23 protein-coding genes are annotated in these 19584 nt (G+C 65.7%); 10 read left to right on the plus strand and 13 right to left on the minus strand.

Annotated elements, in window-relative coordinates:
* Positions 1 to 5 precede the first annotated feature (5 nt).
* The 6 genes from urtC to ACQ6S1_RS10805 are packed head-to-tail and all read left to right on the plus strand — an operon-like array spanning position 6 to position 5091.
* Positions 6 to 1145, plus strand: a complete 1140-nt coding sequence (gene urtC / locus ACQ6S1_RS10780; protein ID WP_445041173.1) for an urea ABC transporter permease subunit UrtC — start codon at positions 6 to 8, stop codon at positions 1143 to 1145.
* Between the two features lie 14 nt (positions 1146 to 1159).
* Positions 1160 to 1939: an urea ABC transporter ATP-binding protein UrtD gene (gene urtD, locus ACQ6S1_RS10785; protein WP_445041174.1), complete on the plus strand. Its 780-nt coding sequence runs from the start codon at positions 1160 to 1162 to the stop codon at positions 1937 to 1939.
* A gap of 10 nt (positions 1940 to 1949) precedes the next feature.
* Positions 1950 to 2639 carry an urea ABC transporter ATP-binding subunit UrtE gene (gene urtE, locus ACQ6S1_RS10790; RefSeq protein WP_445041175.1) on the plus strand — a complete coding sequence of 230 codons (690 nt, stop codon included), beginning with the start codon at positions 1950 to 1952 and terminating at the stop codon, positions 2637 to 2639.
* A 55-nt stretch (positions 2640 to 2694) separates the two neighbouring features.
* Positions 2695 to 3924 carry a formamidase gene (gene fmdA, locus ACQ6S1_RS10795; RefSeq protein ID WP_445041176.1) on the plus strand — a complete coding sequence of 410 codons (1230 nt, stop codon included), beginning with the start codon at positions 2695 to 2697 and terminating at the stop codon, positions 3922 to 3924.
* 2 nt (positions 3925 to 3926) lie between these two features.
* Positions 3927 to 4262 (plus strand): FmdB family zinc ribbon protein, encoded by a 336-nt coding sequence (locus ACQ6S1_RS10800; protein ID WP_445041177.1) that lies wholly within the window; start codon positions 3927 to 3929, stop codon positions 4260 to 4262.
* Positions 4263 to 4314: 52 nt separating this feature from the next.
* Positions 4315 to 5091: an MOSC domain-containing protein gene (locus ACQ6S1_RS10805; RefSeq protein ID WP_445041178.1), complete on the plus strand. Its 777-nt coding sequence runs from the start codon at positions 4315 to 4317 to the stop codon at positions 5089 to 5091.
* A gap of 7 nt (positions 5092 to 5098) precedes the next feature.
* On the opposite strand, the gene copM is transcribed toward ACQ6S1_RS10805, so the two are convergent.
* The 3 genes from copM to ACQ6S1_RS10820 form a co-directional block, all read right to left on the minus strand.
* The gene (gene copM, locus ACQ6S1_RS10810) at positions 5099 to 5491 is read right to left on the minus strand and encodes a CopM family metallochaperone (RefSeq protein WP_445041179.1); all 393 of its coding nucleotides are present in this window, start codon (positions 5489 to 5491) and stop codon (positions 5099 to 5101) included.
* 82 nt (positions 5492 to 5573) lie between these two features.
* Positions 5574 to 6806, minus strand: coding sequence for an MFS transporter (locus ACQ6S1_RS10815; protein WP_445041180.1), 1233 nt, complete (start codon positions 6804 to 6806; stop codon positions 5574 to 5576).
* 118 nt (positions 6807 to 6924) lie between these two features.
* Entirely contained in the window at positions 6925 to 7167 is a 243-nt protein-coding gene (locus ACQ6S1_RS10820) for a hypothetical protein (RefSeq protein WP_445041181.1), read from the minus strand.
* Between the two features lie 133 nt (positions 7168 to 7300).
* Between ACQ6S1_RS10820 and ACQ6S1_RS10825 the strand changes: the two genes are divergently transcribed.
* A complete protein-coding gene (locus ACQ6S1_RS10825) occupies positions 7301 to 7489 on the plus strand; it encodes a hypothetical protein (RefSeq protein WP_445041182.1) in 189 nt (62 codons plus the stop codon).
* Position 7490: 1 nt separating this feature from the next.
* Positions 7491 to 7694 (plus strand): hypothetical protein, encoded by a 204-nt coding sequence (locus ACQ6S1_RS10830; protein WP_445041183.1) that lies wholly within the window; start codon positions 7491 to 7493, stop codon positions 7692 to 7694.
* 34 nt (positions 7695 to 7728) lie between these two features.
* Here the strand turns inward: ACQ6S1_RS10830 and ACQ6S1_RS10835 are convergent, their stop codons facing one another.
* The 4 genes from ACQ6S1_RS10835 to ACQ6S1_RS10850 all read right to left on the minus strand — a co-directional run bounded on the left by ACQ6S1_RS10835 (position 7729) and on the right by ACQ6S1_RS10850 (position 12608).
* Complete coding sequence (locus ACQ6S1_RS10835; protein WP_445041184.1) at positions 7729 to 8322, minus strand: biliverdin-producing heme oxygenase; 594 nt, start codon at positions 8320 to 8322, stop codon at positions 7729 to 7731.
* Between the two features lie 39 nt (positions 8323 to 8361).
* Entirely contained in the window at positions 8362 to 10977 is a 2616-nt protein-coding gene (locus tag ACQ6S1_RS10840; protein ID WP_445041185.1) for a TonB-dependent receptor, read from the minus strand.
* A 118-nt stretch (positions 10978 to 11095) separates the two neighbouring features.
* On the minus strand, positions 11096 to 12085 hold the full coding sequence (locus tag ACQ6S1_RS10845; RefSeq protein ID WP_445041186.1) for a FecR family protein: 990 nt from the start codon (positions 12083 to 12085) through the stop codon (positions 11096 to 11098).
* Between the two features lie 10 nt (positions 12086 to 12095).
* Positions 12096 to 12608, minus strand: a complete 513-nt coding sequence (locus ACQ6S1_RS10850; RefSeq protein ID WP_445041187.1) for an RNA polymerase sigma factor — start codon at positions 12606 to 12608, stop codon at positions 12096 to 12098.
* A gap of 244 nt (positions 12609 to 12852) precedes the next feature.
* Here ACQ6S1_RS10850 and ACQ6S1_RS10855 point away from each other — a divergent pair, with 244 nt between their 5' ends.
* Positions 12853 to 14166 (plus strand): solute carrier family 23 protein, encoded by a 1314-nt coding sequence (locus ACQ6S1_RS10855; RefSeq protein WP_445041188.1) that lies wholly within the window; start codon positions 12853 to 12855, stop codon positions 14164 to 14166.
* A gap of 21 nt (positions 14167 to 14187) precedes the next feature.
* On the opposite strand, the gene ACQ6S1_RS10860 is transcribed toward ACQ6S1_RS10855, so the two are convergent.
* From ACQ6S1_RS10860 to ACQ6S1_RS10870, 3 genes are all read right to left on the minus strand, one after another.
* Positions 14188 to 15516, minus strand: a complete 1329-nt coding sequence (locus ACQ6S1_RS10860; RefSeq protein ID WP_445041189.1) for a PQQ-dependent sugar dehydrogenase — start codon at positions 15514 to 15516, stop codon at positions 14188 to 14190.
* A gap of 96 nt (positions 15517 to 15612) precedes the next feature.
* Positions 15613 to 15804, minus strand: a complete 192-nt coding sequence (locus tag ACQ6S1_RS10865; RefSeq protein ID WP_445041190.1) for a hypothetical protein — start codon at positions 15802 to 15804, stop codon at positions 15613 to 15615.
* Positions 15791 to 16456, minus strand: coding sequence for a cytochrome c oxidase assembly protein (locus tag ACQ6S1_RS10870; protein ID WP_445041191.1), 666 nt, complete (start codon positions 16454 to 16456; stop codon positions 15791 to 15793). The genes ACQ6S1_RS10865 and ACQ6S1_RS10870 overlap by 14 nt, the downstream gene beginning before the upstream one ends.
* An 842-nt stretch (positions 16457 to 17298) precedes the next feature.
* On the opposite strand from ACQ6S1_RS10870, the gene ACQ6S1_RS10875 reads away from it, so the two are divergent.
* Positions 17299 to 17484 carry an MgtC/SapB family protein gene (locus tag ACQ6S1_RS10875; protein WP_445041192.1) on the plus strand — a complete coding sequence of 62 codons (186 nt, stop codon included), beginning with the start codon at positions 17299 to 17301 and terminating at the stop codon, positions 17482 to 17484.
* A gap of 2 nt (positions 17485 to 17486) precedes the next feature.
* Here the strand turns inward: ACQ6S1_RS10875 and ACQ6S1_RS10880 are convergent, their stop codons facing one another.
* The 3 genes from ACQ6S1_RS10880 to ACQ6S1_RS10890 all read right to left on the minus strand — a co-directional run bounded on the left by ACQ6S1_RS10880 (position 17487) and on the right by ACQ6S1_RS10890 (position 19379).
* Positions 17487 to 17702, minus strand: coding sequence for a hypothetical protein (locus ACQ6S1_RS10880; RefSeq protein WP_445041193.1), 216 nt, complete (start codon positions 17700 to 17702; stop codon positions 17487 to 17489).
* Positions 17703 to 17848: 146 nt separating this feature from the next.
* Positions 17849 to 18046: a hypothetical protein gene (locus ACQ6S1_RS10885; protein WP_445041194.1), complete on the minus strand. Its 198-nt coding sequence runs from the start codon at positions 18044 to 18046 to the stop codon at positions 17849 to 17851.
* A 142-nt stretch (positions 18047 to 18188) separates the two neighbouring features.
* Positions 18189 to 19379 carry a PRC-barrel domain-containing protein gene (locus ACQ6S1_RS10890; RefSeq protein ID WP_445041195.1) on the minus strand — a complete coding sequence of 397 codons (1191 nt, stop codon included), beginning with the start codon at positions 19377 to 19379 and terminating at the stop codon, positions 18189 to 18191.
* Positions 19380 to 19584 lie beyond the last annotated feature (205 nt).

The raw sequence follows: 19584 nt of genomic DNA on the forward strand, positions 1-19584 counted from the left end.
AGGCCATGATGAACCACACCTCCTTCCTCACCCGTTCCGAACTGATCGGTGTCGCCATCCTGGCGGCGCTGATCCTGGTGATCCTGCCGCTCGGGGTCGACGCCTTCCGGCTCAACCTCATCGGCAAGTACCTGACCTACGCCTTCGTCGCCATCGGCCTCGTCATGTGCTGGGGCTATGGCGGCATCCTCAGCCTCGGCCAGGGCATCTTCTTCGGCCTGGGCGGCTATTGCATGGCCATGTACCTCAAGCTCGAAGCCTCGAGCGTCGAGAACACGAAGATCCAGTCCACGCCCGGCATTCCGGATTTCATGGACTGGAACCAGATCACCGCGCTGCCCTGGTTCTGGCAGCCGTTCCATTCGCTGCCGGCCACGCTCGTCCTCGTCATCGCGGTGCCGGTTCTGTTCGCCTTCATCCTCGGCTTCGCCATGTTCACCCGGCGCGTCGGCGGCACCTATTTCGCCATCATCACCCAGGCCATCGCCGCCATCCTCACCATCCTCATCGTCGGCCAGCAGGGCTATACGGGCGGCATCAACGGCATCACCGATCTGCGCACGCTGAACGGCTGGGACATCCGCACCGACGACGCCAAGACGATCCTGTATTTCGTCAATGCCGGCCTTCTGATCGCCTGCGTGCTGGCCCTCTATTTCGTGCGCCATTCCAAGCTCGGCCGCATCCTGCTGGCCATGCGCGACAAGGAAGACCGCGTCCGCTTCTCGGGCTACAGCGTCGCCGGGTTCAAGATCTTCGTGTTCTGTCTGGCGGCGGGCGTGTCGGCCATCGGCGGGGCCATGTTCGCGCTGCAGGTCGGCTTCATGTCGCCGAGCTTCGTGGGCATCGTGCCCAGCATCGAGATGGTCATCTACACGGCGGTGGGCGGGCGCCTCTCCATCCTGGGCGCCATCTACGGCACGCTGCTCGTCAACTGGGCCAAGACCGCCTTCTCCGAAAGCTTCCCCGAGCTCTGGCTGCTCGGTCTCGGCGGCCTGTTCATCGCCGTCGTGCTCGCCTTCCCCAACGGGCTGGCCGGCATTTACGCCACCCACATCGCGCCGCGCCTGAAGCGCACGGCCCGCCGCGCGTCCACCAATTCCTCCCTGCCGGCCGGGGTGCCGCAGGGCTCGCCCGCCGAATAAGAGGAGAGACGGTCATGAATGCTGCTGTCGCGCGCGGCCCGATCTCGGACCAGATGAACCCGGATTTCCTCCTCACGGTGGAAGGACTCACGGTTTCCTTCGATGGCTTCAAGGCCGTCAACGATCTCTCACTCTATGTCGACGAGCGCGAGATCCGGGTCATCGTCGGCCCCAACGGCGCCGGCAAGACCACGGTGCTCGACCTGATCTGCGGCAAGACGCGGGCCACCTCCGGCTCGATCAAGTTCCGCGGCCAGGAACTCACCAAGATGACGGAATCGAAGATCGTCCAGGCCGGCGTCGGTCGGAAATTCCAGACGCCGTCCATCTATGACGACCTCACCGTCTTCGAGAACCTGGAAATCTCCTATCCCAAGGGTCGATCGGTGTTCGGCGCGCTGATGTTCAAGCGCGACACGGCCGTGCGCGAGCGTGTGCAGGAGGTCGCCGAGATGATCTTCCTCGAAAACCTGCTCGACGAGCGCGCCGAATTCCTCAGCCACGGCCAGAAGCAATGGCTCGAGATCGGCATGCTGCTGATCCAGGACCCCGACCTCCTGATGCTCGACGAGCCGGTCGCCGGCATGAGCGTGTCCGAGCGCAAGAAGACCGCCGAGCTGCTCAACAGGATCATCGCCGACCGCTCCATCATCGTCATCGAGCACGACATGAAGTTCGTCGAGGACATCGCCCACAAGGTCACCGTGCTGCACCAGGGCAAGGTGCTGTCCGAGGGCTCGATGGAGCGCGTCAAGAACGACCCCAAGGTCGTCGAAGTCTATCTCGGTCATTGAGGGCGCGGACATGCTGAACGTACAGGATCTGCACGTCGCCTACGGCCAGAGCGAGGTGCTCCACGGCCTCTCCTTCGATGTGAAGCCCGGCGAGATCGTCGCCATCATGGGCCGCAACGGCATGGGCAAGACCACGCTTATGAAGAGCCTGATGGGCGTCGTGCCGACGAAGAGCGGCCACGTCAAAGTGGGCGAGGCCGACATCACGACCCTGAAGAGCTACGAGCGCGTCGGCCGTGGCATCGCCTATGTGCCGCAGGGCCGCATGATCTTCTCCACCATGACGGTGGAGGAGAACATCGAGACGGGCCTCACCGTTACCGGCGAGAGCCAGGTGCCGGAAGACATCTACGAGCTGTTCCCCGTTCTTCTGGAAATGAAGGGCCGGCGCGGCGGAAATCTGTCGGGCGGCCAGCAGCAGCAGCTTGCCATCGCCCGCGCGCTCGCCTCGAAGCCCAAGGTCCTGCTGCTGGATGAGCCGACCGAGGGCATCCAGCCCTCCATCATCCGCGAGATGGGCCGCACCCTGAAGCGCATCCGCGACGAGAAGGGCCTGTCCATCGTCGTCTCCGAGCAGGTCCTGAGCTTCGCGCTCGACATCGCCGACCGCGTCCTCGTCATCGAGAACGGCGAGATCGTGCGCGACGACACCCGCGCCGACGTGGATGAGAAGAAAGTGGCCAGCTACCTTTCCGTGTGATGGAATGTGCGCGCCACAAGGGGATTTCACAACCTGAGGGTTCAAGGGGAGAATCATGGCTGACACGCTGATCAAGGTCGACATCAACGGCTCCGCCTTCGACAACGACAAGATCCACAACCGCTGGCACCCGGATATTCCGATCGTGGAATGGGTGAGCCCCGGCGATGATTTCATCATCGAGACGGTCGACTGGACCGGCGGCCAGATTAAGAACAACGACGATGCCGCCGACGTGCGCGACGTCGATCTCACCCACGTCCATTTCCTGTCCGGCCCCGTCGGCATCAAGGGCGCCGAGCCGGGCGACCTTCTCATCGTCGAATTCCTCGACATCGGTGCCTTCCCCGACAGCCAATGGGGCTTCAACGGCTTCTTTTCGAAGAAGAACGGCGGCGGCTTCCTCACCGAGCATTTCCCCGAGGCGCAGAAGACGATCTGGGACTTCAAGGGCATGTTCACCGAAAGCCGGCACGTGCCCGGCGTGTCGTGGGCAGGCCTCATTCATCCCGGCCTGATCGGCTGCCTGCCCGATCACAAGATGCTCGAAACCTGGAACGCGCGCGAGCAGGCGCTCATCGACACCAATCCGGATCGCGTGCCGGCGCTCGGCCTGCCGCCGGAGCCCAGCAACGCCCATCTCGGCCGCCTCAAGGGCGAGGCGCGCGAGAAGGCGGCGGCCACCGGCGCACGCACCGTTCCTCCGCGCGAGCACGGCGGCAATTGCGACATCAAGGATCTGTCGCGCGGCGCGAAATGCTATTTCCCCGTCTATGTGGACGGCGGTGGCCTCTCGATGGGCGACCTGCATTTCAGCCAGGGCGACGGCGAGATCACCTTCTGCGGCGCCATCGAGATGGCCGGCTGGCTGCACCTCAAGGTCGACCTCATCAAGGGCGGCATGGCGAAGTACGGCATCAAGAACCCGGTCTTCAAGCCGTCGCCCATCAAGCCCGTCTACAACGATTACCTCATCTTCGAGGGCATCTCCGTCGACGAGGGCGGCACGCAGCATTACCTCGACGTTCACGTCGCCTACCGGCAGGCCTGCCTCAACGCCATCGAATATCTGAAGAAGTTCGGCTATTCGGGCGCCCAGGCCTATTCCATCCTCGGCACCGCGCCGGTGCAGGGCCACATTTCGGGCGTCGTCGACATCCCGAACGCCTGCGCCACGCTCTGGATTCCGAACGAGATCTTCAAGTTCGACATCATGCCCGGCGCCGACGGACCGAAGATCGAACTCGACGGCTCCGTTCAGGTGCCGCTCGCGCCGGATCTCTGATCATGCCGGTCTACGAATATCAGTGCCGGGAGTGCGGCCCCTTCGCCGCGCTCCGTCCCATGGCCGAATATGCCGACCCGCAGCCCTGTCCGGAATGCGCGGAAAGCGCACCCCGCGTCATGCTGACGGCGCCGGCCATGGCGGGCATGGACCCCGCACGCCGCAACGCGTTCGCCACCAACGAGCGCAGCCAGCACGCGCCGAAAAGCTCCAAGAGCCTCGGCCACGGCGCGGGCTGTTCCTGCTGCGGCTCGGGCAAGAAGAACCGCAAGACGCTCTATCGGCCCGACGGGTCGAAAAGCTTCCCCGCGGCGCGGCCGTGGATGATCAGCCATTGAAAAACACAGCGGCGCGGATTTCGATCCGCGCCGTTTCCTCAAGGACCAAGAGATGGCGCAGGTCTCCGAGCTTTACAGATATCCGGTGAAGGGCCTCTCGCCGGAACCGCTCGACCGGATGGAGATCAGCCGCGCCTCAGGCTTGCCGTTCGATCGGGAATATGCGCTGGCGCTCGGCACGACCCGCTTCGATTCCGAACATCCGGAACCGCTCGACAAGGGCTTCTTCCTGATGCTTCGCAACAACGAGCAGCTGGCTGCGCTGACGACGCGGTTCGATCCGGAAACCGGCGTGCTGGCCGTCTCACGAGGCGGCGAACCCCTCGTCTCGGCGGATCTTCGAACTCCGGATGGCCGTGCCGCGATCGAGGCCTTCATGGAGGATTATCTCGGCGCCGCCACCAAGGGGCGGCCACGTCTGGTGCAGAGCGCGGGCCACAAATTCACCGATGCCAGCGTGATGTCGCCGGTGATGATGCGGGCGATTTCCGTCATCAATCTTGCCTCGGTCCAGGCCCTGTCGAGCGCGCTTGGCCGGGAGCTGCATCCGCTCCGCTTCCGCGGCAACATCTACCTCGATGGGCTCAACCCGTGGGAAGAGCTCGGCTGGGTCGACCGCGAGATCGAGATCGGCGGAATGCGCTTTCGTGGCCTCGCCCGCACGCCGCGCTGCGGCGCCGTCAACGTCAACCCGGACACCGCAGAGCGCGACGAAAACCTGCCGAAGGCGCTGCAGAAGGGCTTCGGCCACACCGATCTCGGCATTTATCTCGAAGCGCTCGACGATGGCGAAGTGACGATCGGAGATTGCGTCGCAACGTCCGGCTGACGCGCCGCTATTTCTTGTTCTTCGCCAGCCAGTCCTTCATCTCGGCGATCTCCTTCTCCTGATCGTCGATCACCTTCTGCGCCAGCCGTTTCGTATCGGCGTTCTTGGCATGCTTCAGGGCCACTTTCGCCATGTCGATCGCGCCCTGATGGTGCGGGATCATGTGCTCGCGGTAATCGACATCGGCATCGCCCGTATAGGGAATGGCCATGCTTTTCATCATGGCCGTATCCGCCGCCTTGAAATCCCGCGTGGACGCGCTGTCTGTCTCGGACTGCGGCGTCTCCATCGCGGAATGGCTGCCATGGCCGCTATGGCCCGGCGTGGCGTCCTGGGCGGAAGCGACGCCCGTCAGTGCCAGCGCGAGGATCGCGGCGACGGGAACAAGGATTTTCGACAACGGACAACTCCTGACCTGTGATGTGTCGGCGATGATTGTTTCGCGATGCCTGCCGCCCGGCAAGTCCGGCACATTGCGGTGGTCAGGAGCACGCCGCGCAGGCGCGTGCCGCCCGCTCCCGCTCCATCATCACCCAAGACACGCAGAAAATCAGGAAACCGCCCGCCGCCAGCGCGGCCCCCACGAAGCCGGTCGATTCATAGCCATAGCCGTTCAGGATCGCGAGCCCGCCGAGCCACGCGCCGAGCCCGTTGGCGATGTTGAACGCCGAATGGTTCAGCGCTGCGGCCAGTGTCTGCGCATCCTCGGCCACGTCCATCAGCCGGGTCTGGAGCGCCGGGCCCACCGCCACCGTGCTGCCGGTCAGGAACAGGAAAAATCCCATCAGCATCGGGCTGGCGGAGAACCAGGAGAACAGCGCCTCCACCACGATCGCGAACAGGAGGATGCCACCAAGGGTTCGCATCAGCGAGCGGTCGGCGAGCCAGGCGCCGATCGTGTTGCCGGCCACCATCCCCGCGCCGAACACGGCCATGTAGATCGTCACATAGCTTGCCGGCAGGCCCGCCACGTCCGTCACGATCGGGGCGATGTAGGAGAACACCGAGAACAGGCCGCCGAATCCCACCGCGCCTGTCGCCACCGTCAGCCACACTTGGCTGCGCCGGAACGCGCCAAGTTCGCGCAAGGGGCTCGCTCCTGCCGCCGCCGGCTGAAAGGCGAGGAAGGCGCCGACAAGGATCACCGTCAATATGGCGATGACGCCCACGGCCGCGAACATCAGCCGCCAGCTCGCGATCTGCCCGGCAAAGGTGGCGATGGGCGTGCCCACGAGGGTCGCCACGGTGAGCCCCAGCATCACCCGTCCCACGGCCTGCGTCCGCCGCCCGGGCTCCACCATCGATGCGGCCACAAGCGCCGCCACGCCGAAGAATGCCCCGTGGGGCAGGCCGGTCAGGAAGCGCAGCAGCAGGAACGAATTGAAGCTCGGCGCCAGCGAACTGCACAGATTGCCCAGCGCGAACAAGGCCATCAGCCCGATCAGCATCGTCTTGCGCGGCAGCTTTGCGGCCAGAATGGCGATAATCGGCGCGCCGACCACCACACCGGCCGCATAGGCACTGATGGCATAGCCGGCTTCGGGCGTGCTCACCTCGAACTCGCTGGCGATGTCCGGCAGCAGGCCCATGATCGCGAATTCACCGGTGCCGATCGCGAACCCGCCCGTCGCCAGAGCCAGCAGGACCAGTCGAGCCTGGCGGGGCGAGGGCGAAGCCGTCTTCGGTCCGGCGTCGGACTGGCTCGGTTGAAGCATAGTATATCCCGGGATCGAGCGCCGCAACGCGCGTCAATTCGGGATATGACCGCTGGCCCCCCGCCCGTAAACACCGCATGGGGAAGGGGCACCCATGCACTTTTGCATGGGCTTGCGATCAGGCGGTGCGTTCGTCGGAGAACGCCTTTTCAACCAGCTTCAGCATCTCGTCTTCCACCTGCAGCAGCGGCCCGGGCGGGTTCAGCGCGCCCCGGCTCAGCAGGAACTCGCGGATCGCGAGGTTGATAACGGTCGATTTGGTCAGGGTAGGATCGCGTTGTTCGGCCATCCACTCGTTCAGCACATCGTCGATATCCGTCGGGATAGAGACGAGTGCGGTCACAGTGTCGCTGATCTGCATCTCGGAAGGTCTCCCATGGAGTCCGGGAAGAATGCCGTGTCCCGCCTTGTGGTTCCTGCGGCGCGGTTGTGATGGGCGGAACCCTCACCGCGGCCGGGTGTTGGTCAGGGACCAAAAACGGAGAGGAAACGAGATGAGCAATCGTCCACCGCCGATCCCGCCGGAGAACCGGCCGCCCGTGCCGGGTGCGGGCTCGGACGCCGCACCGAAGGATACGTCGATCCGCGAGGATCATGCGGCCAGCAAGAATCCGGAAGAGCGCGGCGCCAACGCTAACATCAAGCAGAATACGACCAATCAGGGTCATCAGCAGGACCGCTGACATGCCGGATAAACACAAGGATGCCGAGCGCATCGGCGGTCCGGGCGCAAGCCACGAGAACCACGAGAAGCCGCCCTCGCCCTCGGGTCCCGGCTCGCCGACGCGGCCGGACCGCACGTCGCAGCAAAGTAAAGTGTCCGGTGGCGGTGGCGAGGCCGACAGCCACCACACTCACGATCCGACCCGAAAGGGCGGAGAACAATAAAGAGACGCAGGCTCGCCGCGCGTCGCGGCGGGCCTCAGGCCTCGAATTCCTGCCGCACCTTTTCGTGCACGAACTGGAAGGCCGCCTGCGCCGCGCGGTCGGCCTCGTCTTCCTGGTCCGGCGTCAGCGGGATCGCATCGAACGCCGCCGAGAACCGCCGCCAGTTGAGGCCGCGTCCCTCCGGATGGGGCGCCAGATGCCGTGCGCCGAACTCTTCCGTGAGATCGAGCTTTGCCGCCGCCTTCAGCAGGAAGGCCGCGCCCAGATTTGAGCCTTCCGTCACATAGAGCCAGCCCATCGCCTCGGCCTTGCTCATGGCAGGGGCCGCTTCCGGTGCCGGCACCTCGACACCGAGGTCGTCCATGTCCTGCCTCACGTCATCCAGCCGCGCCCGGTCGGCAAGGCCCGGAATGAGGCCGTTCAGCTCCGCGTTCCAGTAAGCACCCTCGACACGCTCATGGAGCGCCAGCTGCATGCGCAGGAAGCGTGCATAGCTTTCCCGGCTGGCAAAGGGGTTGTGCTCCATGATGCGCTTGTCGAGGCGGTCGTGCACCGCGTTCGTGGCGGATTTCAGCCGCTTCAGCCGGCTTTCGCCGGACCGGGTCGGAGCTTCATCGAGAAGGGTCATCGTCGTGTTCCAGAAAGGCGCGCAGACCGCGCAAAGGCATCAGAAATGGGCGGTCATGGTGGCGCGGATGGTGCGGCCCGGCGAAGGCATCCAGCCGTCCAGCGCATCGACGTAATAGCGGTCGAACAAATTCTCCGCCTTCACGTCCACGGTCACCTCGTCGTTGATCTTGTAGCTCGCGAAGGCGTCGACCACGGTGTAGGGCAGCCAGTAGGCCGTGCGCTGGCGGTCGCTCTGCTTGAGCGGGGCCAGTCGCTCGCCATTGTGGATGATGCGCGTGCCGAACTGCAGCTTCTCGTCGAACAACCGCATGCCAAGCGTCAGGCTGGCGGCGATTTCCGGCGGCAGATGGTTCACCGCATAATCGGAGTCCTGCGTATTGCCCTCGCACGAGCCCGAGGTGCGGCAGAATTCGAAGTCCGTGTAATAGGTCAACGCCCATTGCGAGAAGAACATTCCGGTGTCGTAGGAGCCGGAAAGCTCGATGCCGGAGAAGGCGGCGCGGTCGAGGTTCTCGAACGTAAACGCCCAGCGGGGTTCGCCCGGTTCCCAGGGGCCTGAGAACGACCGCCGGGAGATGTAGTCCTCATAATTGTTGTCGAAATAGGCCAGTTTCACGCGCGCTTTGTCCTGCGCGAATAACAAGCCGTCGGCCTTGCCGTTGATGCCGAATTCCCAGTTTTTCGCGAGTTCCGGATCGAGGCCCGGATTTGCCAGTACGTTGCCGTCGCTGAACATGGTTTCGCGCAATGTCGGTGGGCGTACGCCTTCCGAATACGCTGCGAAGAATTGCAGGCCTTGGATGGGAGTTACGGTCACGCTGGCGCTGGGGTTTAGGCGAGCGCCATCGTGCTCGTCCCGGCCGGCCCGGGCCATCGGGCTTTCGTCCTTCAGCTGATAGGTGTCGTAGCGCAGGCCCGCGTCGAATTTCAGCCAGTCGGTGACTTCCCACGTGCCGTTGGAGAACACGCTGCCGACCTCGCGCGTGCCGACGCTGGGCTGCATCTCCACCGCGCCGCCCTGCCTCGGGAAGCACGTGTCGCGAACGAAGGTGGCGCTGCAATAGGCGTGTCCGTTCGCGTCCTCGAGAAGATACGACGCGCCGTAATCGACGCTGAAATCCCCGAAGCCGGTCGCGATCCGGCTCGTATTGGTGACGTCGCCGCCATAGGTCCAGGTCTCGGAATAGCGCGGGTTGTCCGCCAGTTCGTAGCCGGGATAATCGAGCCGGGGGCCGCCGGTCACCGAACGGGTCGTTCCCCGCACGTCGCTGGCCCAGATGTTGGCGCGCAGGTCGAACAGATCGTCCCCGGGGTTCCAGCGATAGCGGGCGGTGTAGGTGTCGGTGATGATGTTCGCCAGCTTCACCTGACGCCAGCCGTCGGCCTGCTGGAAGAACATCGAGCCCATGGATTCGCCGAACTCGCTCTCGTAGTGCACGTAGCCCAGTTGCAGGCTGTGATCGTCCGCCCAGCGCAGCGTGCCCTTTGCCAGAAAGGACAGGGTGTCCTCCGAGCTGTTGAACACCTCTTCTCCGGGGCCGGTGAAGGACAGCGGATAATCCGGGCGATACCCGAAGGCATACGTGCTGTCGCCGTGCTTGCCGGCGAAGTAATTGCCGTTCGTGCGCTTGGCGGCGGCGAATACGAAGTCGTAATTCTCCTTCACGGTCGCTGCGGCTGCGCTGATCGAGCCGTTCGTGAAGTCGAAATCGCTGCCGTCCGTGCGCGGATCGAAGGTCAGCGGATTGGCCGTCGACACGGCATTGTCGTTCGTGCTGGCGCGCAGCCGCACGCCGTATTCGTTGCCGTCCTTGACGATGTCGTTCGCGTTCAGCGTCCGGATCGCCACCACGCCGCCGGTCGATCCCGCGCCCTCCGCGCCACCCGTCGGGCCCTTGGAGATACCCACGCCGCCGATCATGTCGGGGTCGACGTAGACGCGCTCGTCCACGCCGATATAGCCGCGCCACGTCGTCGAGGTCTGCTGGGTGCCGTCGATCGCCACCTTGACGCGGTTCTGCCCCTGCATGCCGCGGATGTTGACGTCGAGGGCCGAACCGTTGCGGTTGCCGGCGGCGATGACGCCGGGCGTCGACTTGAAGATATCGCCCGAGGATTGCCCGGAATTCTGCTGCACCTGCTCCATCGTGATGTAGCTCTTGGAGCCGGCCATCTCGTAGGGCGCGTCCGCCGAATCCGGAATGCCGCCGCTCGAGGGCGCACCGCCGCCGCCGCCGACCTCGATGGTCTCCAGCTGGATCATGCCGTCGTCGACCGCGCCGGTCGTCGCAGGTCCGTTATCGACGGCGGGGCCGCCGAGGCTCACCGAATTGGGGCCTACGAACCGATAGGCGATGCCGGTGCCCTGCAGCAGGATCGCAACCGCCTGGCGCGCCGAATAGGTGCCGCGCAGCGGGCGCGACGTCAGGCCCTGGGCGGTGTTGCCGCTGTAGAGCACCTGCAGGCCGGTGCGGGCCGAAAGGTCGGCCAGGGCGCGGGGCAGGGGTTTGGCGGGAATGTCGAGCGTCACCGCCGTGCCGGCTCCCTGCGCCCGTGCCTCCGGCGCTGCCGCCTGCACCGCAATCAACGCCACGCCGGCCAGCACGGCCGTGCGCATGCGGCTCACGCCGCCTTTCCCGCGAAGTATCGTCATGATCCCCAACCCACTCAACACCGCCCGCAAGGCCTCTTGCGGGCCTTCTGCGGGATCTCGTTGGGTAGGACGAAACGGGTCGGGGGTGTCCCCCAGTCCCCAAGTGAAAAAATTTCGGTCAGCGCAAAATCGTCAGCGCCCCGCCGAGCCTCAGAGCGGAGACGCCGAGCGTTGCCTCGATGTTGGCGATCGCCTGATCGGGATCGCGGCTGTCGAACACGCCCGTCACCGGCTGCGCGCGCAGGCGCTCGCCCAGCACCATTATGCGGCCCCTCTGGTAGCGGTTGAGTTCCTCCACCACGTCGGCCAGCCTTGTCTGGAAGAACACGATCTGGCCGCGCTGCCAGGCCGTGGCGCTCTCGGCGTCGAACGCGCGTGGCATCCCCACGCGGTCGGGGCGCACCTCCGCTTCCTGCCCGGCCGCCAGCGCCACCGAATTGCCGGGGCTCTCCAGGGGAGACAGGCGCACGCGCCCTTCCACCAGGCTCACCCGGGTCTCGTCGCCGGTTTCACGCAGGTTGAAGGCCGTGCCCGTCACCCGGGTTTCGCCATGGTCGGTCACGACGACGAACGGGCGTGCCGGGTCATGGGCCACCTCGAAGAAAGCCTCGCCCCGGAACAGGCGCACGCGGCGCTGGCGCGGCTCGAGCTCCACGGCCAGGGCGCTGTCGGTGTTGAGGCGGATGACGGAGCCATCGGCCAGCTCGACGATGCGCCGGGCACCCGGCGCCGTGACATAATCAGAACGCAGATCGTCGAGACCGCCGCGCCGCACCCATTCGCCCCCGCCGGCCAGCATCAGGGCGCACAGCCCGGCCGCCAGTGTGCGCGCGGCGCGCTTGCGGCCGCGTCCGCGCTTGGCGCCGCGCACCAGCGCCTCGATGGCGGCGTCGTCGCGTGGTCCGGACGGCGTGTTTGCGGATGCGCCGGTCCAGACCCGTTCGGCCTGGTCGTAGGCTGCGAGGTGGCGGTCGTCGCGCGCTAGCCAATCGTGAAACGCCGCGCGCGTGCGGTCGTCCAGCGTCGGGTCGTCCAGCCTGGCCAGCCACAGCGCCGCCTCCCTGAACAGGGGCTCCGGAATGGACGGGGATGCGCGCTCGCTGGCCATGTCGAGAGGCCTAGAAGGTGCGGCCGGCGGCGGCAAGCTCCCGCCGAAGCTCGACTAGCGCCCGGCCGATGTGCTTCTCCACCGTCTTCTCGGAGAGGTCGAGCTTCGCCGCGATCTCGCGCATGGTCAGTCCGTGCTCGCGCGACAGCAGGAACACCGCGCGGCAGCGCGGCGGCAGCCGGTCCACGGCCGTCCGCAGCAGGGCCAGTTCCTGGCGTCCCTGCAGCACGGCGTCGGGTAGCGGCGCCGCATCCGGTTCGTCTCCGGTCAGGCCCTCGGCCATACGGGCCGTGCGCACCCGTTCGCGCCGCAAATGGTCGATGGCGAGATTGGTGGCGGCCCGCGCCAGATAATGCCGGGGATTGTCGATCCGGCGGGCGGGGCCGCCCAGCAGGTTCACGAACACGTCCTGCACCAGATCCTCGGCGGCGGTGCGGCAGCGGACGACACGCGCGATCAGCCGCAGCAGCCTGAGGTGCTCCGTCGAGAAAAGATCCGCGATATGCGCCGTCATTCCGGTCATGAACGTCCGAACATCGGGCCCCCGAATGGAGCGCCCGCTGCCTCAGGTTCTAGGAAAAACCATTTTCACATGCAATAACAGTAATTTAGATCCCTTCTAGACAAGCGCATGACGATCGGCGCTGTGGTCGTGAAGCCACAGCAAATGGGGGATAAATCCGCGCGGCGCTTGCGGCTTCCATCTGCCCGCGCCAGCGATAGAACCATCAATGGCTGGTTTCCGCCGGGCTGGGTTGGGGCACGCAATGTCGTATTTTCCGAAATGGCCGCTCGCGCGCGGCGTGGTGGTCGCGCCGGACGAACGTCTCCCCTGGGATCAGACGGGGATGATGGGCATCCAGCATCTCGTCGCCATGTCTGGGTCCACCATTCTCGGCCCGCTGCTGATGGGCTTCGATCCCAACCTCGCCATCCTGTTCTCGGGCATCGGCACGCTCATCTTCTTCGTCGCGGTGGGCGGGCGCCTGCCCAGCTATCTCGGCTCGTCCTTTTCCTTCATCGCGGTGGTCATCGCCGTCAGCGGCTATGCGGGCACGGGCCCGAACCTCAATACGGGCGCGGCGCTCGGCGGCATCATCGCGGCCGGCGCGCTCTACCTCGTCATCGGCCTCATCGCCATGGCGGCCGGCACCGGCTGGATCGAGCGGCTGATGCCGCCGGCCGTCACCGGCGCCATCGGGGCGGCCATCGGGCTCAATCTCGCGCCCATCGCGGTCAAAGGCGTGCAGGGCACGCCCGCGCACACCATGGTCAGCATGTTCACGCTGCTCGCCACCGCGCTCATCGCCGTCTACGCGCCGGTGAAGTTGCGCCGCCTGTCCATCCTGCTCGGCATCGCCGCCGCTTACGCGCTCTACCTCGCGCTGGCCAATGGCGGCGGCATTCTCCCGGCGGTGAATTTCACCGAGCTCGCGGCAGCCCCGTGGGTCGGCGTGCCGGCGTTCCAGGCGCCCAGTTTCGAGGCGGGCGCCATGCTTCTCATCGCGCCGGTCGCCTTCGTGCTGGTCGCGGAGAACCTCGGGCACATCAAGGCCATCGGCGCCATGACGGGCCGCAATCTCGACCCCTATCTGGCGCGCGGCTTCATCGGCGATGGCATCGCCACCATGGTTTCGGGCGCGGGCGGCGGCACAGGTGTTACCACCTATGCCGAGAACATGGGCGTCATGGCCGTCACCCGGGTCTATTCCACGCTTATCTTCGTAGTCGCGGCGGTGGTCGCCATCGCGCTCGGCTTCTCGCCCAAGTTCGGCGCCCTGCTGCGCACCATTCCGCCGCCGGTGCTCGGCGGCCTCGCGGTTCTGGTCTTCGGCCTCATCGCCGCCGCCATGGTGCGGCTGTGGGTGGAAAACCGTGTGGATTTCTCCGATCCGCGCAACCTCATTCCCGTGGGCGTCGCGCTGGTCTTCGGCGCGGGCGATTTCACGGTCTCGTTCGGCGGCTTCCCGGTGGCCGGCATCGGCACGGCCACGATCGCGGCCATCGTGCTCACCCAGATCCTCGGCCGTGGCCGTTCGGGCCGCGACCTGCCGGAGGACGAAGCGGCCGCCCGTCCCTGAGGCGGCCCGTTCCAGTCCGGCTTACTGGGCCGAGGGCGTCACTCGCCATACGATGCCGCCGACATCGTCGGCCACCAGCAGAGCGCCGCTCCGGTCGATGTCCACACCAACCGGGCGGCCGAACGCCTCGTCGTTCTTCTCGTCCACGAACCCGGTCAGGATATCGCGCGGCTGGCCGCTGGGCAGGCCGTTCTCGAACGGCACGAAGATCACTTTGTAGCCGCTGCGCGGCTTGCGGTTCCACGAGCCGTGCTGGCCGACGAACGCGCCGTTGGCGTATTCGGCGGGGAACAGGCTGCCGGTGTAGAACGCCAGGCCCAGCGAGGCGGTGTGCGCGCCCAGTGCGTAATCGGGCACGATGGCCTTTGCCACCAGATCCGGGTTCGGCGGCTGCACGCGCTCGTCCACGTTCTGGCCGAACCAGGAATAGGGCCAGCCATAGAAGCCGCCGTCCTTCACACGCGTCATGTAATCGGGCACGAGGTCGCTGCCGATCTCGTCGCGCTCGTTGACGGCCACCCAGATGTCGCCCGTCTGCGGGTGGAAAGTGATGCCGTTCGGATTGCGCAGGCCCGACGCGAACAATCGGGATTCGCCGCTCGCCACGTCGATCTCCAGCACGGCGGCGCGGTTCGTTTCCGCCTCCATCCCGCGCTCGCCCACATTGCTGTTGGAGCCTGAGGTCGCATAGAGCTTCGTGCCGTCCGGCGAGGCGGTCAGGTCCTTCGTCCAATGGTGGTTGATCGGCCCGCCCGGTAGATCCGCCAGCTTGGTGCCCGCCTCGCGGATCTCGGTCGTGCCCTCCTGATAGGGGAAGCGCACCACGGCATCGGTGTTCGCCACGTAGAATTGGTCGCCCACCAGAACCATGCCGAAGGGCGAGTTCAGGTTTTCCAAAAACACGGTGCGTGTCTCGGGCGTGCCGTCGCCGTCGGCATCGCGCAGCAGTGCGATGCGGTTGGCGCTCGGCTTCGTTCCGGAGCCGGCGTTCTTCATCATGAAGGACTGGATCCAGCCGCGTATGCCCTTGTTCGCCTCGGGCTTGGGCGGTGCGTCGGTTTCGGTCACCAGCACGTCGCCGTTCGGCAGCGTGTAGACCGTGCGCGGATGGTCGAGCCCGCGCGCGAACGCCTCCACGGCGAAGCCCTGCGCGGCCACGGGCTTGCCGTCCTCAGGCCAGCCCTTGGCGTCGGCGATGTGGATCGTGGGGATCCATGACGAGCGCGGCTCCGGCAGGGTCGGGTTCGCGCCATAACCCTGTTCCACAGGCACCTGCGCCTGCTCCCCGCAAGCGGCAAGCGGCAGGAAGAGAGCGCTGAGGAGCGCGGCGCGACGGACGGACAGGGGCATCACTTCACCGATCTTGATGGAAATCTTCTCAGGCGAAACATCCCGCGCGGGACCGGGGTTCCTTTCAACACGAAGGTTTGTCCCGGCGGGAGGGCGCTAGACCGGCAGCATGCAGGCCGGGATCATCGTCGAGACGAGCCCGCTCCACGCCACCGCCACGAGGCTCGCGACGCCCAGCCCGATGGCGAGCGCGTCCATGAGCGGTCCGCCTGTGCGCGGGTGGTCCGTCCGCGCCTGAAGCACCTGCACGTCCCACAGCACCAGCAGAAGCTGGCTAATGCGCCGCAAAGGGCCCTCTCAACCCATCGCGCCGTTCGAGGTCGCCCAGCATCTGCCCCGCCACCACCACGCCGGCCAGCACATAGCTCAGCGGGCAGGCCACGAGCATCAGCAACCCCGCGAGGTGCTGGTCGGCCGCCGTCGACGGGCCGGTCGTGCAAAGCAGGAAATTGATCGCCGGCAGCGCGTAGACATCGTGCGGCGCAAACACCATCAGCCCGCCCAGCAGGCACGCGAGCTTCCCGGTGATGAGCAGCGCCCCGACGCCGCGCCAGCGCGCCCGCGCATGCAGGCTCAGCAGCAGGCCCCAGAACACGAGCGCCGTCATGCCCAGCAGCGCGAACAGGCCGACGTGCAGCGCGGGCGACGCGGCCGAGGCGTGCTGCACCGCCGGCAAATGCCAGCCCCACAGCAGCGCCATCTGTGCGATGCCGGCCAGCGCCAGCATTCCGGGCCGGTGCAGCGCGTCGGGAAACGCCCGCATCACGAACGGTGCGGCAAGCGGCGCGATCACGTTCATCACCGCGATGTGCAGCGCCATCTGCACCGACAACGGTCCCATCTCCTGGAACGGCAGGATCAGCATCCCGGCCGCAACGACGAAACCCGCGCTGATGAGCGCGGGTAGGGCCGGTCGGCTATCGGTCGCTGAAAAAGGCACGCTGCCTGCTCCGGAAACGGAAGGAAACACCACTCACACTATGGGTGAAACCGTAAAGGATCATGCTTCGGCAACCCTCAAGGCCAAAAAGCCGGATGCTTGATGGCTCCCGGCAGAGTAAAATATTACAAGAACCAATCCCTGTATTTCCGAGCGACAACTTCTACGAGGGCTTGATAATCCTCCAGATAAAAATCGCCTTCGTAAGGATCTACGACTTGTGAGGTCATATTTATCATGATCCTGCCGGATTCCAGGCGGTGAAGCATGAACAGATACTTTTCATCATAAAAAACCTCTGCAACCAGATAATCATAATCCGGATCGCTGAGGAATTGGAGGCGTATCTTTTCAGGATCAAACCTGTGTTGTGACATTTTGGACCTAAAGGCTGTCTTCGATTAGAGCGCATAGGTGAAAAGCTACACATCAGGATGATTGCACGATTTCGCCCTTTGGCGCAGGTTCTCCTCGAAGTCGGGACAATGCTTTGATTTGTGCGAAGCCTTTGCCCCCGTCACGGGCCTCCCCCTCACCCTGTTGATCGAAACGCCCCTCGGCCTGGTGAAAAGATGACGTCATGAGCCGAGTCGACATGTTCCTGCGCCTCGGCACGGCCGCTCTGGCCGGCGTGCTGCTTGGGCTCGATCGTGAGGTTCGCGCTTCGCGGCCGGCACGCGCACGCATGGAATGGTCAGCCTCAGTTCGGCGGCCATTACCATTTCTGCGATGCTTCTCTACGAGGTCCTGCGCCAAAACGACGGCAACGCCGATATCGACCCTCTGCGCGTCGTTCAGGGGCTGGCGCAGGCATCGGCTTCATCGGGGCAGGCGCGATCTTCGTGGCCAAGGGCGATGTGAAGAATCTCACTTCGGCGGCGAACATATGGGTCGCCGCCGCGGTCGGCATCGCGTCGGGCGCCGGCCAGTTCGCGCTGGTTGGGATCGCCTTCGGCCTCCTGATCCTCACCGGCGGGTCGCTGATCGAAAAACGTCTGCCCGGAAGCCCAAAGGCCTCGGAGGATTAGGCTCAATCCTCGTTGCGGTCCTCGGGGTGATCCTGACCTTGTTCGGTCTGCACCCATTTTCCGTCCAACCCGCGCTCGCCCGAATGCTGGGCCTTGTCGCGGTTCGACAGGATCATGTTCTCGGGCACCACATCCTTGTCGAGTTCGGTGTTCGCGCCCGAGCCGTCACGTTTGCCCTGCGCGCCTGCGCCCATATGCTTGTGGCTGGCATTCGCCATATCGTTTCTCCTCAGGAAGGGGGCCGGGTTCCCGTGCGCCTTGCGGCGTCCACCCCGGCAGATCGGCTGGTTTTGGATCAACGTCCGTCGGATCGACGGGGTTCATCCATGCGCCGTGCTCGGCTCCCGCGATGAGAGGTCGAACATCACTTCTGGAACGCGCCCTCGACTTCGAGCACATCCTCTTCGGCATCCAGCACTTCGTCGATCTGATCGGCCAGAATGTCGAGCTGATCGTAAGTGGCGATGAACTCCATCTCCCGTCCGCTCTCGCTTTCGATGCGGACGCGGAATTCCTCCCCGGCAGGGTCGATGGTGAACTTCGCGAGGCGTTGATCGGCCATTTCAGGCTCTCCTTTGCTGCGGAGAGTCAACGTGTGGCGGGCCTGTAATGGTTCCTGCCCCGGGCATGTTTCCGACGCGCGCACAGGAAAAGGGGCGCGGATGCGCCCCTTGAAACCGTGCTTTCTCAACTGGGAAAATGGCTTAGCGGCTGATCTCGTCCGGCGCGGCCACGCCCGGCGTCAGCGGCCGGCCAGTGGTCGAGGCATTCAGTGCCACCTCCGGCTTGTCGGGCGTGCCGGCGATGTTCAGCTGGTCGAACGAGAGGAGGCTGTCCTGGTTCGCCCCCGCGCGTCCGGGCGTCAGTCGCACATTCGCGATGCCGTCGGCGTCGAACACGATGGCGTCGATCTTGATGCCGTCATCGACGCCCTTGACCGTGGTGCCGATCAGCGGCCCCGCCAGATAGCGCGTGCCGTCGTCGGGGCGCAGCGAGGAGGCAGGCCCGGTTTCCCGCCCGCCCAGGCTTTCGTCGCGGCTGGCCAGCAGCGAGCCGGCCGGCACCCCGTCGCCGCCTTGGGAGCCAGCGGTTGCGCGGGCGGCGGAATCCTCGTTCCGGGGCTGGTTCGTGGGCTGCTGGTCGCGGCCATATTGCTCCCGCAAGCCCGGCTCGTCGCCGGCTGAATTGCCCTCGTTCGGCTGTGCGCCCTGTTCGTTGGCGTGGTCGCCCACATTCTGCGTTGCGCCCGTGCCGGTGCCCTGTTGCGGGGCCATGCCGCTGCTGCCGGAGCCCGCGGCGCTTTCCTCCGCGTTCAGCGGGCTCGTTCCGGAGGCGCGGTCGTTCTGCACGGCCGAGGAATCCGGCAGGGGCGCGGTCGGCGCATTCGGATCGGGCGTGACGTTCGGCGCCGCCGGTACGTGGCTGTCGGCGGCCTGCGGCGCCTGCTGGTTGGCGCCCGATTGCGGCGCAGGTCCGTTCATCGCCGTCTTTTCGGCAGCGTCCGGCTCGGGGCTCTTGAACTCCGGCAGCGCGGCCACGCTGTCCTTCGTCTGGCCGGCCAGCCGCACCTTGCCGTCCTGCACAGGCGGCAGGCCGGTGGAGGGGATCTCCCGGCGGGTCGCGCCGATGCCCAGAACGCCGCCCTGTGCTACGATCAGGCCCGTGATGCGGCCCTGCCGGTCGAGCAACACATCATCCAGCGTGCCGATGCTGGCATCGCCGTCGCCGATGATGTCCTTGCCGTCGAGATCGGCGAAATCGGTCTGGCTTGCGGCCGGCGCGGTCACGCCCGCCGACGGGGTGGCGCCGGTGCCCGAACTGGTCGGCGCCTGGGCGATCGCCACCGAGGCGAACGCGGTTGCGGCTATTCCGGACAGCAAAATCTGCTTGAGCATCACGTCATCTCCTGCGTCGCCTCGCACGGAGGACTCTCGGGCACAACGTTGCGCCTCGGAAGACGGTTCCGGGGCCTGCCGGAGACTGCGCTCATTAAATGTATTTTTGTGTGAAGACTTCGCTGTTCTGTCCGCGGGTGCCATTCAAGTACCTCAATTTGAGCGGGAACAAAGAAGACACCAAGAAAATCAATAGCCGGATGCG

This window comes from Terrihabitans aquatilis, from assembly GCF_052542005.1.

Bases quoted from the DNA above. Each gene is read 5' to 3' on its own strand.
- ACQ6S1_RS10855 (WP_445041188.1), top strand. From the start codon at position 12,853: ATGTCGTATTTTCCGAAATGGCCGCTCGCGCGCGGCGTGGTGGTCGCG.
- urtE (WP_445041175.1), top strand. From the start codon at position 1,950: ATGCTGAACGTACAGGATCTGCACGTCGCCTACGGCCAGAGCGAGGTG.
- ACQ6S1_RS10840 (WP_445041185.1), bottom strand. From the start codon at position 10,977: ATGACGATACTTCGCGGGAAAGGCGGCGTGAGCCGCATGCGCACGGCC.
- ACQ6S1_RS10890 (WP_445041195.1), bottom strand. From the start codon at position 19,379: ATGCTCAAGCAGATTTTGCTGTCCGGAATAGCCGCAACCGCGTTCGCC.
- ACQ6S1_RS10885 (WP_445041194.1), bottom strand. From the start codon at position 18,046: ATGGCCGATCAACGCCTCGCGAAGTTCACCATCGACCCTGCCGGGGAG.
- ACQ6S1_RS10805 (WP_445041178.1), top strand. From the start codon at position 4,315: ATGGCGCAGGTCTCCGAGCTTTACAGATATCCGGTGAAGGGCCTCTCG.
- ACQ6S1_RS10820 (WP_445041181.1), bottom strand. From the start codon at position 7,167: ATGCAGATCAGCGACACTGTGACCGCACTCGTCTCTATCCCGACGGAT.
- ACQ6S1_RS10800 (WP_445041177.1), top strand. From the start codon at position 3,927: ATGCCGGTCTACGAATATCAGTGCCGGGAGTGCGGCCCCTTCGCCGCG.
- urtC (WP_445041173.1), top strand. From the start codon at position 6: ATGATGAACCACACCTCCTTCCTCACCCGTTCCGAACTGATCGGTGTC.
- ACQ6S1_RS10825 (WP_445041182.1), top strand. From the start codon at position 7,301: ATGAGCAATCGTCCACCGCCGATCCCGCCGGAGAACCGGCCGCCCGTG.
- ACQ6S1_RS10815 (WP_445041180.1), bottom strand. From the start codon at position 6,806: ATGCTTCAACCGAGCCAGTCCGACGCCGGACCGAAGACGGCTTCGCCC.
- ACQ6S1_RS10845 (WP_445041186.1), bottom strand. From the start codon at position 12,085: ATGGCCAGCGAGCGCGCATCCCCGTCCATTCCGGAGCCCCTGTTCAGG.
- ACQ6S1_RS10835 (WP_445041184.1), bottom strand. From the start codon at position 8,322: ATGACCCTTCTCGATGAAGCTCCGACCCGGTCCGGCGAAAGCCGGCTG.
- ACQ6S1_RS10850 (WP_445041187.1), bottom strand. From the start codon at position 12,608: ATGACCGGAATGACGGCGCATATCGCGGATCTTTTCTCGACGGAGCAC.
- urtD (WP_445041174.1), top strand. From the start codon at position 1,160: ATGAATGCTGCTGTCGCGCGCGGCCCGATCTCGGACCAGATGAACCCG.
- ACQ6S1_RS10860 (WP_445041189.1), bottom strand. From the start codon at position 15,516: ATGCCCCTGTCCGTCCGTCGCGCCGCGCTCCTCAGCGCTCTCTTCCTG.
- ACQ6S1_RS10880 (WP_445041193.1), bottom strand. From the start codon at position 17,702: ATGGCGAATGCCAGCCACAAGCATATGGGCGCAGGCGCGCAGGGCAAA.
- ACQ6S1_RS10830 (WP_445041183.1), top strand. From the start codon at position 7,491: ATGCCGGATAAACACAAGGATGCCGAGCGCATCGGCGGTCCGGGCGCA.
- fmdA (WP_445041176.1), top strand. From the start codon at position 2,695: ATGGCTGACACGCTGATCAAGGTCGACATCAACGGCTCCGCCTTCGAC.